General features: G+C 73.8%; 10 protein-coding genes. 5 read left to right on the top strand and 5 right to left on the bottom strand.

The features are described from left to right. Positions 1 to 5: 5 nt before the first annotated feature. The 3 genes from ACW14Y_RS24990 to ACW14Y_RS24980 all read right to left on the bottom strand — a co-directional run bounded on the left by ACW14Y_RS24990 (position 6) and on the right by ACW14Y_RS24980 (position 4,197). The gene (locus ACW14Y_RS24990) at positions 6 to 728 is read right to left on the bottom strand and encodes an ABC transporter permease (RefSeq protein ID WP_380384939.1); all 723 of its coding nucleotides are present in this window, start codon (positions 726 to 728) and stop codon (positions 6 to 8) included. Beyond that, entirely contained in the window at positions 725 to 1,711 is a 987-nt protein-coding gene (locus ACW14Y_RS24985) for an ABC transporter ATP-binding protein (protein ID WP_380384936.1), read from the bottom strand. The genes ACW14Y_RS24990 and ACW14Y_RS24985 overlap by 4 nt, the downstream gene beginning before the upstream one ends. 332 nt (positions 1,712 to 2,043) lie before the next feature. Then, a complete protein-coding gene (locus ACW14Y_RS24980; protein WP_456983585.1) occupies positions 2,044 to 4,197 on the bottom strand; it encodes a prolyl oligopeptidase family serine peptidase in 2,154 nt (717 codons plus the stop codon). 303 nt (positions 4,198 to 4,500) lie between these two features. Here ACW14Y_RS24980 and ACW14Y_RS24975 point away from each other — a divergent pair, with 303 nt between their 5' ends. The 5 genes from ACW14Y_RS24975 (at position 4,501) to ACW14Y_RS24955 (ending at position 10,542) form a co-directional block, all read left to right on the top strand. Beyond that, complete coding sequence (locus ACW14Y_RS24975) at positions 4,501 to 4,695, top strand: DUF2304 family protein (RefSeq protein ID WP_030307746.1); 195 nt, start codon at positions 4,501 to 4,503, stop codon at positions 4,693 to 4,695. 31 nt (positions 4,696 to 4,726) lie between these two features. Continuing rightward, entirely contained in the window at positions 4,727 to 5,653 is a 927-nt protein-coding gene (mshB, locus tag ACW14Y_RS24970) for an N-acetyl-1-D-myo-inositol-2-amino-2-deoxy-alpha-D-glucopyranoside deacetylase (RefSeq protein WP_380305279.1), read from the top strand. Then, positions 5,650 to 6,114 carry a DUF6113 family protein gene (locus tag ACW14Y_RS24965; protein ID WP_234325882.1) on the top strand — a complete coding sequence of 155 codons (465 nt, stop codon included), beginning with the start codon at positions 5,650 to 5,652 and terminating at the stop codon, positions 6,112 to 6,114. The genes mshB and ACW14Y_RS24965 overlap by 4 nt, the downstream gene beginning before the upstream one ends. Before the next feature lie 230 nt (positions 6,115 to 6,344). Further along, complete coding sequence (locus tag ACW14Y_RS24960; RefSeq protein ID WP_456983584.1) at positions 6,345 to 8,708, top strand: hypothetical protein; 2,364 nt, start codon at positions 6,345 to 6,347, stop codon at positions 8,706 to 8,708. A 115-nt stretch (positions 8,709 to 8,823) separates the two neighbouring features. Next, complete coding sequence (locus ACW14Y_RS24955; RefSeq protein WP_380312970.1) at positions 8,824 to 10,542, top strand: ABC transporter family substrate-binding protein; 1,719 nt, start codon at positions 8,824 to 8,826, stop codon at positions 10,540 to 10,542. 72 nt (positions 10,543 to 10,614) lie between these two features. On the opposite strand, the gene ACW14Y_RS24950 is transcribed toward ACW14Y_RS24955, so the two are convergent. Together ACW14Y_RS24950 and ACW14Y_RS24945 are read right to left on the bottom strand one after the other, a co-directional pair. Continuing rightward, positions 10,615 to 11,634 carry an ABC transporter ATP-binding protein gene (locus ACW14Y_RS24950; protein WP_043469151.1) on the bottom strand — a complete coding sequence of 340 codons (1,020 nt, stop codon included), beginning with the start codon at positions 11,632 to 11,634 and terminating at the stop codon, positions 10,615 to 10,617. After that, positions 11,627 to 12,721 (bottom strand): ABC transporter ATP-binding protein, encoded by a 1,095-nt coding sequence (locus ACW14Y_RS24945; RefSeq protein WP_380305987.1) that lies wholly within the window; start codon positions 12,719 to 12,721, stop codon positions 11,627 to 11,629. The genes ACW14Y_RS24950 and ACW14Y_RS24945 overlap by 8 nt, the downstream gene beginning before the upstream one ends. Between the last annotated feature and the right edge of the window lie 4 nt (positions 12,722 to 12,725).

The following is a 12,725-nucleotide window of genomic DNA, read 5'->3' as shown; positions in this document are numbered from 1 at the left end:
GATCATCATGCCTGCCGGGTGTCGCGTCGGTACAGGGCCGCCGCGGCGGCGACGAACACGGCGAGGAAGGCCGCCAGCCCGGCGACGGCGACGGTGTCCAGGGAGTGCCCGGGCTGGGTGAAGGTGGCCAGCCGGTTGTACAGGTACACCGGGTTGAACCGGGCGAAGGACTCCAGCGAGCCGCTCACCGGGAACCACGTCCCGCCGAACAGGGCCATCGCCATGTAGGCGATCATCACGATGCTCTGCACCGAGTCCGGCGCCGCCGCGTACCCGAGCGCCACCCCGAGCGCCGCGAAGACGAAGCTGCCCAGCCACAGGGCGGCCACCAGTCCGGCCCACTGTCCGGCGGTCAGCGAGACACCCTGGCTCGCGCCGACCGCGAAGACCACCAGGATCGCGGGCAGGGTGGTCACCGCGGCGGCGGCGATCTTGCCGATGGTGTACGCCCGGCCGGGCAGCGCGGTCAGCCGCAGCTGGCGCACCCAGCCGCTCTTGCGCTCCAGCGAGATCCGCTGCGCGCTGCCGGTCAGCACCGCGCCGACCGCGCCGAAGGTGGCCATCGAGACCATGAAGTACGTCTTCACCGGGAGGCCGCCGGCCAGCTTGTCCGCGCTGTAGGCGTGGATGAAGAAGAAGTACATCAGCGCCGGGTAGGCGATCGTGAAGAGCAGGTAGCGCCGGTTGCGGAGGGTCCGCAGGATCTCCAGCCGGATCAGGGTGGTCATCGCGCACGCTCCAGCACGTTCTCGGCGTTCTCGGTGGACTCGGTGGACTCGGCCGCCCCGGCGGCGTCCTGCTCGCCGGTGATGGTCAGGAAGGCCTGCTCCAGGCCCAGTCCGGTGACCTCCAGACCGCGCGGGTACAGGCCCGCCCGGTAGACGGCGGCGACGGCGGCGTCCGCGTCGGCGGTGCGGATCCGCACCGTCCGCACGCCCGGGACGCGGCCCGTGACCTCCAGGCCCTGCACCCCGGGGAGCCGGCGCAGCGGTGCCTCGTCGAGCGGGCCGTCCGCCTCGTGCAGCTCGAAGGTGATCCGGCGGGCACCGGCCCGGGCCTTGATCTCGGCCGAGCTGCCGTCGGCGATCAGCCGGCCCCGGTGCAGGACGAGGACGCGGTCGGCGATCGAGTCGGCCTCCTCCAGGTAGTGGGTGGCGAACAGCACCGTGCGGCCGGCGTCGGCCTGGGCCCGCATGCTCGCCCAGAAGGACTGCCGGACCGAGACGTCCATACCGGTGGTGGGCTCGTCCAGCACGATCAGGTCGTTGGCCCCGGCGATCGCGAGGGCGAAGCGGACCCGCTGCTCCTGGCCGCCGGAGAGCTTGTCCACGCGGCGCTCGGCGAGCTCGGTGACACCCGCGTCGTCGAGCACCTCGGCGACGGACCGGCCGCGCGGGTGGACCTCGCAGGCGAGCCGCACCAGTTCCTTGACCTTGACGTCGGTCATCAGGCCGCCGCTCTGCAGCATCGCGCCGACCCGGCCGGCCTCGATCGCGGCCCGCGGCGGGCCGCCGAACAGCGTGACGCTGCCCCGGTCGGGCTCGCGCAGGCCGAGCAGCAGGTCGAGGCTGCTGGACTTGCCGGCCCCGTTCGGGCCGAGCAGCGCGACCGTCTCGCCCGGCCGCAGCACCAGGTCCAGGCCGTCCACGGCCCGCACCCGTCCGTAGCTCTTGCCGACGCCCCTGAAGGCGGCGACCTCTCCCGTGTCCATCGTCCCGGTCCTCTCCCCTGCTGGCGGTGTCCTTCGCACCACCTCAGAGTCCCGCGCGGCCGGGGTCCGGCGGCAGTAACCGCTGTCGTGCGTTCGGCATGACGGATGTCATGCCGAACGCACGCACCGGGCGGCGGCCCGGCAGGGGTCTGTCGGTGGCGGGGGCTACCGTGCAGCCATCGAGGCCGGACAGATCGACCCCGTGCGGGTACACGCGGCCCAGGGGGAGCGGGATGGGAACGCCCCGGCACCGCTCGTCCGCGGGCCCGGGTTCCCTGCTCCGGCTCCGCTCCCCCTCCCTCGTCTCCCCCGGACCGGACCGGCAGCCGGTCTCAGCCGCCGAGCGACTTCTTCACGAAGTCGACCTGGAGCAGCAGCAGGTTCTCCGCGACCTCCTCCTGCGGCGTCATGTGGGTGACGCCGGAGAGCGGCAGCACGGTGTGCGGGCGCCCGGCGGCGAGCAGCGCCGAGGAGAGCCGCAGGGTGTGCGCGGCCACCACGTTGTCGTCGGCGAGGCCGTGGATGATCATCAGCGGCCGCTCCAGGCCGGCCGCGTAGCCGGTCAGCGAGTTGGCCTCGTACACCTCGGGCCGCTGGTCCGGGTGGCCCAGGTAGCGCTCGGTGTAGTGGGTGTCGTAGAGCCGCCAGTCGGTGACCGGCGCGCCAGCGACCGCCGCGTGGAAGACGTCCGGACGGCGCAGCACGGCGAGCGCGGCCAGGTAGCCGCCGTACGACCAGCCGCGGATCGCGACCCGGTCGAGGTCCAGCGGGAACTCCGCGGCGAGCGCCCGCAGCGCGTCCACCTGGTCGTCCAGGGTGGCCCCGGCGAAGTCGAAGGCGATCGACTTCTCCCAGGCCGGGCCGCGTCCGGGGGTGCCCCGGCCGTCGGCGACGACGACCGCGAAGCCCTGGTCGGCGAACCACTGGGAGTTCAGGTGCGGGTTGTGCGCCTGGACGACGCGCTGGCCGTGCGGGCCGCCGTACGGGTCCATCAGGACGGGCAGCAGGCCGTCCCGCTCCCGGTCGTAGCCGGTGGGCAGGAAGACCGCGGCCGGGATCCGGCGCTCGCCCGCGAAGCGGAACACCGGCCGGGCCGTGATCACCGGGGTCTCGGCGTAGGAGGCGACGGTGGCGATGTCGTCCACCGCGACGCCCTCGGGCAGGTCCCGGGAGACCCGCACCAGGGTGCCGGGCAGGTCGGGCTCGGCGGTGGCCCGCACGGTGATGCCGGCCGCGTGCACGGCGGTGGTGACGGAGGTGAACGGGCGACCGTTCGCGGCCTCCCAGGAGAGCCGCTTGCCGTCGTGGCCGATCCGGCCGACGGCGACCCAGCCGGGCTCGGGGTCGGTCTCGGCGGCGCCACCGGAGGCGGTGAAGAGGACCTCCTCGGCGGTGACCGCGAGCACCGAGCGCAGGTGCAGGTCGGGGCCGGTGACGGTGTGCTCGCCGATCACCAGGGCGCGGGCGCCGGACTCGTCGGAGATCCGGACCAGCTTGCCGTCCGGGGTCCAGGCCGGGACGCCCGTGAACAGCTCCAGCCAGGCGTCGTCCCGCTCCTCGTGCAGCGGCTCGGTGGCGCCGGTGGCGGTGTCCAGGCCGAGGATCCGCTGCACCCGCTGGTCGCGGGACTGGACCAGCAGCAGCGGCACGCCGCCCTGGGACCAGTGCACCCGGGCCAGGTACGGGAAGGCCGCGCGGTCCCAGACCACCTCGGTGCGGCCGCCGTCCAGGCCGAGCAGCCAGAGGCCGACCTCGGCGTCCGGGGTGCCGGCGGCCGGGTAGGCGACCTCGGCGGGCTCGCGGTCCGGGTTCGCCGGGTCGGCGATCCACCAGCGGTGCACCGGGGTGTCGTCGGCCCGCTCGACCAGCAGCCGGTCGCTGTCGGGGGACCACCAGTGGCCCCGGTCGCGGTCCATCTCCTCCTGGGCGATGAACTCGGCCTGGCCCCAGGTCACGTTCGGGCCGTCGGGCGAGACGAGGGCCCGGTCGCCGGTGCCGTCGGTACGGGTGAGCCGCAGTTCGCCGCCGGTGGTGGCGTAGGCGACGTGGACGCCGTCCGGGGAGAGCCGCGGGTCGACCAGCGGGCCCTCGGCGGGCAGCTCGGTGGCGGTGCCGGCGACCAGGTCGGCGACGAACAGCCGGCCGGAGAGCGCGAAGGCCGCGAGCCGGCCCGTGCCGTCCAGGGCGTAGCCGACGATGCCGGCCGAGCCCTCGCGGCTGCGCTCGCGGCGGGCCTTCTCCGCCGGCGAGAGGTCCTCCTCGCCGCCGCCGAGCAGGACGGCCGGGTCGGCGGCGATCCGCTCCTCGCCGGTGGCGGTGTCGAGGGTCCAGAGCAGGTTGGCGCGGTCGCCGCCGGAGGGCGAGCGCAGGAAGACGACCCGGGAGCCGTCGGGTGCGACGGAGAACGACCGGGGAGCGCCGACGGTGTAGCGCAGGGTGCGCGCGTACTGCCTCGGGAAGGTGTCCGCTGGGGTGTGGGTGGTCATGGCACCAGACCCTATGACGCCGCCGCGCCGGTGGTGATCACTCGTTCGGAGCATCGTGCGCAAGTACGCCCGGAAGGGGGTCGCACCCCCTCCGACCGGCCCATGCGCCCCACGAGTGCGACCGTGCCCCGGGGTGTGCGGCCTCACTCAACGTAATGCGCACCTCACTCATCGGGTATGACTGGTCCACGAGTGATCGTCAGGCCCCGTCCCGGGCCCCGGTCGCCCGACGCAAGTCCCGCACGGTACGACCGCCGCCCCTCCCCGGGAGGAGCGGCGCACCCGGAAGGGGTGTGAGCCGCCATGGCCCTGTCCATCTCCGCAGCCATGCTGATGCTGGTCATCGTGGTGGTGCTGATCCGCCGCTCCGGCCTGAAGCTCGCGCACGCGATCGTCTGCGCGCTGCTCGGCTTCTACCTGGCGTCCAGTTCCATCGCCCCCTCGATCAGCCAGGTCACCAGCAACCTCGCCGGGATGATCAACGGCCTCAAGCTCTGACCCCCGCCGTGCGGTCGTTAGGCTTCGTCCCATGACCGCGACTACCGGCCGCCGCCTGCTCCTGGTGCACGCGCACCCCGACGACGAGTCGATCAACAACGGCGCCACGATGGCCCGGTACGCCGCCGAGGGCGCCCACGTCACCCTGGTGACCTGCACCCTCGGCGAGGGCGGCGAGGTGATCCCGCCCGAGCTGGCCCACCTGACGGCCGATCGGGACGACGCCCTCGGCGCCCACCGGATCGGCGAGCTCACGCGGGCGATGGCCGAGCTCGGGGTCACCGACTTCCGCTTCCTCGGCGGCCCCGGGCGCTACCGCGACTCCGGGATGATGGGCGTGCCCGACAACGACGTGCCCGGCTGCTTCTGGCGGGCCGACGTGGACGAGGCCGCCGACCGGCTGGCCGCGGTGGTCCGGGAGGTGCGCCCGCAGGTGCTGGTCACCTACGACGAGGACGGCGGCTACGGGCACCCCGACCACATCCAGGCGCACCGGGTCGCGATGCGCGCCCACGAGCTGGCCGCCGACCCGGCCCACCGGCCCGAGCTGGGCCCGGCCTGGCGGATCGCCAAGGTCTACTGGAACCGGGTGCCCAGGTCGGTGATCGAGCGGGGCCTCGCCGAGACCGCCGAGAAGGCGCCGTTCCCGGGTGTGGCACAGGCCGCCGACATCCCCGGCGTGGTGGCCGACGAGCTGGTCACCACCGTGCTGGACGGCACCGCGTACACCGACCGCAAGGCCGCCGCGATGGCCGCGCACGCGACCCAGATCACCGTGGACGGCGCGTTCTTCGCGCTCTCCAACGACCTCGGCCAGCCGCTGCTCGCCACCGAGTACTACCAGTTGGCCCGCGGCCGGGCCGGGTCGCGACTGCCGGAGGAGGACCTCTTCGCCGGCACCGAGGACCCCGCAGGCACCGAGGCCCCCACCGCCACCCCCGAGGAGCCCTCCCGATGACCGCGACCGACGCCCGGCCCGCGCGCCGCTCGATCCCGGCGGCGCTGCTCGGCAGCCGGGAGGAGCGGCTGAAGGAGTCCCAGCCCCCGCGCATCGCACGGATCGCGGCTTATGTCCTGTTCTTCCTGCTGGGCATCGCGGTGTCGATCTGCGGAGCATTTGTGCAGGCCTTGTGGCCGCCCGTGGGAGTCCTGCTGGCGCTCGCCGCCACCGCCGCGACCTTCTACGGCGGCCTGCGGGTGACCGGCACCCGGCTCGGCGCGGGGGTCCCGGCGGCCGGCTGGTTCCTGGCCCTGCTGCTGGTGATGGTGCCCCGCCCGGAGGGGGACAACGTCCTCTGGACCAATGCCACGTCGCTCTGCTGGCTGTTCGTCGGCTCGATCCTGGGCGTGATCTGCGCCACCCTGCCGACCCGCACCAGCTGGTTCCCGGGCGTTCCGGGGCCGCCGCGCCGCCCCTGAGGGGGATCCGCGTACGGTGGCCGGTACGACGGGCAGTCAATACCGTCCGGTCGTACTCTCATACCGGAGGAACCGGACGTATCGGGATCTGTCCGAACCGGTTCACCGGCCGGTTCTTCCCAGTATGGTGGTGCCGCAGAACGCCGTACCCGACGCCGCCCGCCTGGTCCGGCGCCGACAACCGCGGTCGCGCCGCACGGCCCGGCCCGCGAACCCGGAGCAGAGCAGCATTGAGCAGCCGCGAATCTGACAACACCCACCCGACGCCTCGGCGCACGGGACCGGACGCCTACCCGTCGGGCACCCCGCCCTACGGCACACCGGGTTTCCCCGGCGGCGACCGCGCGGGTGCCGGCGCCGCCGCCAAGGGCTCGGCCCCGGAGGGCGAGGACGAGAGTCCCAAGACCGAGACCACCCTCACCACCCGCGTCCGGATCAACATCCCCGGCTCGCGTCCGATCCCGCCGGTGGTGGTGCGCAGCACGGTCAAGAACGAGGACGGCCCCGGCGAGGAGGCCCCCGCGCCCGCCGCCGAGCCGGCCGGGCCCCGCCACCGGTCCGCCGCGCCCGCCTCCCCGGTGCTCGGCGTGATGGACGGCGGCGGCCGCTCCACCCCGCCGGACCTGCCGCCGGAGTGGCAGATCCCGCCGGCCACCTCCGAGGCCGAGTCCACCGGCGCCTGGTTCCGCCCCCGGCAGAAGAAGGCCGCGCCCGGCGAGGGCTCCGCCCCGGCCACGGTGCCGGCCGGCGCTCCCGCTCCCGCCGCCGCCTCCGCGTCGGCCCCGGCACCCGCCGGGGCGCAGCGCGGCACCGCCCGGCCCAACGGCGCCCGCCCCGAGGGTGGCCGCCCGCAGCAGGCCGAGCGTCCCGCCGCGGCCCGGGCCAACGGCCGCCCGGTGCCCGCCCAGGCCCAGGCGCAGGCCCCCGGTCCGCGTCCGACCGGCGCGCCCGCCTCTCCGTACGGCGCCGGCGGCGAGCTGCCCGCCGACGAGGCCGGTGTCTACACGGACGCCCCGGCCGACCCGTTCGCGCCCGGCGCCCCGGTCGACCCCTTCGGTACCGGCGGCCCGGCCGACCCGTTCGCGCCGGGCGCCCCGGCCGATCCCTTCGCCACCGGCGCCCCGGCCGACCCGTTCAACCCCGGCGCCGCCCCGTTCAACCCGGGCGGCGACCCGTTCGCCCCGGGCCCCGGCCGGCCCGGTGGCGCCCCGCAGGGCCACGGCCGCCCCGCCCCCGCCGGGCCCGGCACCGCGGACCCCGAGGACACCTCGGTCGACGGCTTCGCGCCGATCCGCGAGCACGCCCCGGCCGGTCCCATACCCGGGGCCCCCGCCGGACCGGCCGCCCCGGCCGGCGGCCCGCAGCCCGGCCTGTTCGCCTCCGCCCCGGCCGGCGCCGACCCGTTCGCCGCCCAGCGCCCGCCGGCCGCCGGCCCGCACGGCGCCCCGGCACCCGGCAGCCTGTTCCCCGGCGTCCCCGACGCCATGGGGGCGCCCGCCGGCCCGCACTCCGGTGCCCCCCAGGCCCACCCGTTCCCCGGCGGCGCGGACTCCGCACCGCCCACCGCACCGGCGGCGGACGGCCCGGCCGCCCCGAAGCCCGCCCCGGCCGCCACGCCCGCCGCGGCCGCCAAGCCCCGGCCGAGCGCCGCCAAGAAGCTGGTCAAGCTGACCACCTACGCGGTCGTCGGCGTGGCCTTCCTCGGCGCCGCCGCCTACGGCACCGGGCTGATGCTGAACCAGTCCGACATCCCCAAGGGCACCGTGGTGCTCGGCACGGACATCGGCGGCAGCAACCGCGACCAGGCCATCCACCAGCTCGACGAGAGCGTCGGCAAGGCCGGCCAGCAGCCGGTCAAGCTGAAGGTCGGCGAGCAGACCGTGGACCTCGACCCGACCGCCGCCGGGCTCGCCTTCGACACCACGGCCACCGTGGACCGGCTCACCCAGCACTCCTACAACCCGGTGGACGTCCTCAAGTCGCTCAAGGGCAACGAGAAGGCCGTCCCGCCGGAGGTCAAGGTCGACCGGGCCAAGCTCAAGTCCGCGCTGGAGGCGCTGGCCGGCGGCTCCGGCCAGGGGCTCCAGGAGGGCTACGTCAAGTTCGCCGAGAACGGCGACGCCGTCGTCGTCCCGGGCAAGGCCGGCCAGGCGGTGGACTCCGCCGCCGCCGTCGACCTGGTCGACACGGCCTACCGCGACCGCGCCGCGGGCAAGTCGGAGCAGCCGGTCGCCCTGGCCGTCACGGCCGCCCAGCCGAAGACCTCCCCGCAGGCCCTCCAGGGCGCGGCGGAAACCCTCGGCAAGTCGGTGACGAACGGCCAGATCCACATCCTGGCCGGCACCAAGAAGTTCGACTTCGGCCCGAAGACCGCCGCCGCGGCGCTCACCCTCGTCCCGGACGCCAACGGCAAGCTCGTGCCGAAGTGGGACCTCGACGCGCTGAACCGCCAGCTCGCCGGCGCCTTCGACAAGGTGAAGACGAAGAAGAACGGCCAGCTCGTCCCGATCACCCCGCAGGACGTCGCGGACCAGGTGACGGCACTGTTCGAGAAGAGCGGCGACAAGGACCGGACCTTCAAGTTCCCGGCCTGATCGAACCGTTACCGGGGGGCGGGTCCGGATCCGGGCCCGCCCCTCGACAACTCGGCTCCCCGGTCAGCAAGATGTGACGTCCTTCGTCCGCCGCATCCGTCCCGGGAGAACCACCATGGGCCGCCCCCTGTACCGCCGCACGGCCCTGCTCGCCGGTCTCACCGCCGTCTCGCTCTCGCTGACGCTGTGTTCCTGCGGCCCCGGCAACGGCCCCGGCTCCGACGCCCGGGCCCTCCCGAGCTCGGCCGAGACGCCCAAGCTCACCGCCGTCGACATCAATCCGCACGAGCGCGCCGAGCTGCGCCAGGGCGGCACCCTGCGGGTCGCGGTGGCCCAGTACTCCACCCAGTGGTCGCCGGTCCAGACCGACGGCGGCGAGTCCTCCACCATCGCCGTCACCAAGCCGCTGCTGCCGACCTTCTTCCGCTCCGACGCGGCCGGCACCCAGACCCCCAACCCGGCCTACCTCCAGGACGCGCACAGCGAGCAGCGGGACGGCCGGCAGGTGGTGGTCTGGACGCTCAACCCGAAGGCCCGCTGGTCCGACGGCGCCCCGATCACCTGGCGCGACATCGAGGCCAACTGGCGGGCGCTGAACGGCAAGGACCCGGCCTACCGGTCGGCCAGCAGCACCGGCTTCGAGCTGGTCTCGGCGGTCGACCGCGGCAAGGACGACTTCCAGGCCGTGATGACCTTCGAGCGGCCGTTCGCCGAGTGGCAGTCGATGTTCAACGGGGCCGCCAACGCCCCGCTGCTGCCCGCGAGCCGGATCTCCACCCCCGAGCTCTTCAACACCGCCTACCTGGACGCCATCCCGGTCACCGCGGGCCCGTTCAAGGTGGAGCGGATGGACCGGGCGGCGCAGACCGTCACCCTGGTCGCCGACCCCGCCTGGTGGGGCGACAAGCCGCTGCTGGACCGGATCGTCTTCCGCGCGATGCTGCCCAACACGATGGCCGCCGCCTTCGGCAAGGGCGAGATCGACCTGTTCAACAACGGCCCGGACGTGGCCGGCTACCAGCTGATCCGCAGCACCCCCGGCGCCGCCGTCCGCCGGGCCGGCGGGCCGGACTTCCGCCAGTTCACCCTGAACGGCCGCAGCCCCGCGCTCACCGACCCGTCCGTGCGCCAGGCCCTGTTCCAGGCGATCAACCGGGACGTCATCGCCCGCTCCGACCTGGCCGGGCTCGACTGGCCGACCGTCACCCTCAACAACCACCTGCTGGTGGCCAACCAGAACGCCTACCGGGACAACTCCCTCGGCCTCAGCCGCTACGACCCGGCCGAGGCCGTCCGCAAGCTCGACGCGGCCGGCTGGAAGCTGGACGGCGACGTCCGCCGCAAGGACGGCAAGGAGCTCAATCTGCGGCTGGTCATCCCCGCCGGGGTCACCCAGGCCCAGAACGAGGCCGCCGTCGCCACCGGCATGCTCAAGGACGTCGGGGTGAAGGTCACCACGGTCACCGCCAACCCCAACGAGTACTTCGACAAGTACGTCAACCGGCGGGACTTCGACATCGCCGCCTACTCGCTGCTCGGCACGCCGTTCCCGGCCAGCGGCAACCGGGCCAACTTCGTCCAGAACGGCGGTACCAACCACTCCCAGTCCGGCAGCCCCACCGTCGACGCCGCCCTCGACCGGGCCTCCGCCGCGGGCGACGCGGCGGGCGCCTTCGAGGCCATCAACCAGGCCGACGCCGAACTGTGGAAGGTGGCCGGGGTGCTGCCGCTCTACCAGCGCCCGCAGCTGTACGGGAGCCGCGCCGACCTCGCCAACATCGGCGCCCAGGGCCTGTCCGACATCGTCTGGGAGAACGTCGGCTTCCAGAAGTGACCCCGGCCCGGCAGCCGGAAGGGCCCCGGAGTCGCGCGGACTCCGGGGCCCCCGGTGCGGTGCCGGACGCGGTCAGCCCGAACCGATCACGTCCCGCACCTCCGCGAAGTGGCAGGCCGACTCGTGCGCGGCCGGCCCGCGCAGCGTCGACGGCACGGCCAGCAACGGGACCTCGGTCGAGCAGCGCTCCTCCGCCTTCCAGCACCGGGTGCGGAAGCGGCAGCCCGACGGCGGGTTGGCCGGCGAGGGGATGTCACCGCTGAGCAGGATCCGCTCGCGGTGCTCGCGCCCGGTCGGGTCCGGCACCGGCACCGCGGACAGCAGCGCCTGGGTGTACGGATGGGTCGGGTGGGAGTAGATCTGCTCCTCCGTCCCGATCTCGACCATCTTGCCGAGGTACATCACCCCGACCCGGTCGGAGATGTGCCGGACGATCGAGAGGTCGTGCGCGATGAACATGTACGACAGCCGGAACTCGTTCTGCAGCTGCTCCAGCAGGTTGATCACCTGGGCCTGGACCGAGACGTCCAGCGCCGAGACCGGCTCGTCGCAGATGATCAGCTCCGGCTTGAGCGCCAGGCCGCGGGCGATGCCGATGCGCTGGCGCTGACCGCCGGAGAACTGGTGCGGATAGCGGTTGATGTACTCCGGGTTCAGACCCACCACGTCCAGCAGGTCCTGGACCGCCCGGCGGCGGTCGCCCTTGGGCGCCACCTCGGGGTGGATCTCGAAGGGCTCCCCGATGATGTCGCCGACGGTCATCCGCGGGTTCAGCGAGGTGTACGGGTCCTGGAACACCATCTGGATGTTCCGGCGCACCGCCTTCAGCCCGGACCCGGAGAGCCGGGTGATGTCCTCGCCCTTGAACAGCACCTGGCCCGAGGTCGCCTTCTCCAGGTTCATCAGCACCTTGGCCAGCGTGGACTTGCCACAGCCGGACTCGCCGACGATGCCCAGCGTCTCGCCCTTGGTCAGCGAGAAGGAGACGCCGTCCACCGCCCGCACCGCGCCGACCTGCTTCTTGAGGACGATGCCCTGGGTCAGCGGGTAGTGCTTGACCAGGTCCTTGACCTCCAGGATCGGCTCAGCCATGGAGGGTCTCCTTCCAGAAGTGGCAGGCGCTGCGGCGGCCCGGCAGATCGGCCCCCTCGGCGTCCAGCACCGGTACCAGGCGCGGGAGTTCGGTGTGGCAGACGTCCTGGACCCGGTCGCAGCGCGGGTTGAACGCGCACCCCGACGGGATCCGCAGCAGGCTCGGCGGCAGGCCCTGGATCGCGTAGAGGTTCTGGCCCTTCTGGTCCAGCCGGGGGATCGAGTTGAGCAGTCCCTTGGTGTACGGGTGGGCCGGGCGGGCGTACAGCTCGTGCACCGGGGCGGTCTCGACGATCCGTCCGGCGTACATCACCGCGATCTTGTCCGCGACGTCCGCGACCACACCCAGGTCGTGGGTGATCAGGATCAGACCCATGTTGAACTCGGCCTGCAGCTCGGCCAGCAGGTCCATCACCTGGGCCTGGACGGTGACGTCCAGCGCCGTGGTCGGCTCGTCCGCGATGATCAGGTCCGGCTCCAGCGCCAGCGCCATCGCGATCATGATGCGCTGGCGCATACCGCCCGAGAACTGGTGCGGATAGTCGCCGACGCGCTGCCTGGCGGCGGGGATGCGCACCCGCTCCATCAGCTCGACGGCCTTCTCCTTGGCCTCCTTGCGGCCGGCCCCCTGGTGCACCCGGAACATCTCGCCGAGCTGGTAGCCGACGCTGAGCACCGGGTTGAGCGAGGACAGCGCGTCCTGGAAGATCATCGCGATCTTCCGGCCCCGCACCGCCCGCCGCGCCTTGGGGCTCATGGTGAGCAGGTCCTCGCCGCGGAACCGGATCGAGCCGTTGGTGATTTTCCCCGGCGGCATGTCGAGGATGCCCATGATCGCCTGCGCGGTCACCGACTTGCCCGAACCGGACTCGCCGAGCACCGCCAGCGTCTCCCCCGCCGCCACCGAGTAGCTCACCCCGTTGACGGCCTTGGCCACGCCGTCCCGGGTGTGGAACTCGATGTGCAGGTCGTCGACCTCCAGCAGGGGCGTTCCGGGCACCAGCCGCTCCCGGCCCCCACCGAGCACCTGTACCGCGTCCGGGCCCGGCCCGGCGCCGTCCCTCGCCGGTTTCGTCATGTCAGTCATGGTC

The sequence above is a fragment of the Kitasatospora sp. cg17-2 genome, from assembly GCF_054031055.1.
The sequence above is the reverse complement of the archived record's forward strand: the minus strand, read 5'-3'. Positions and strand labels throughout refer to the sequence as shown.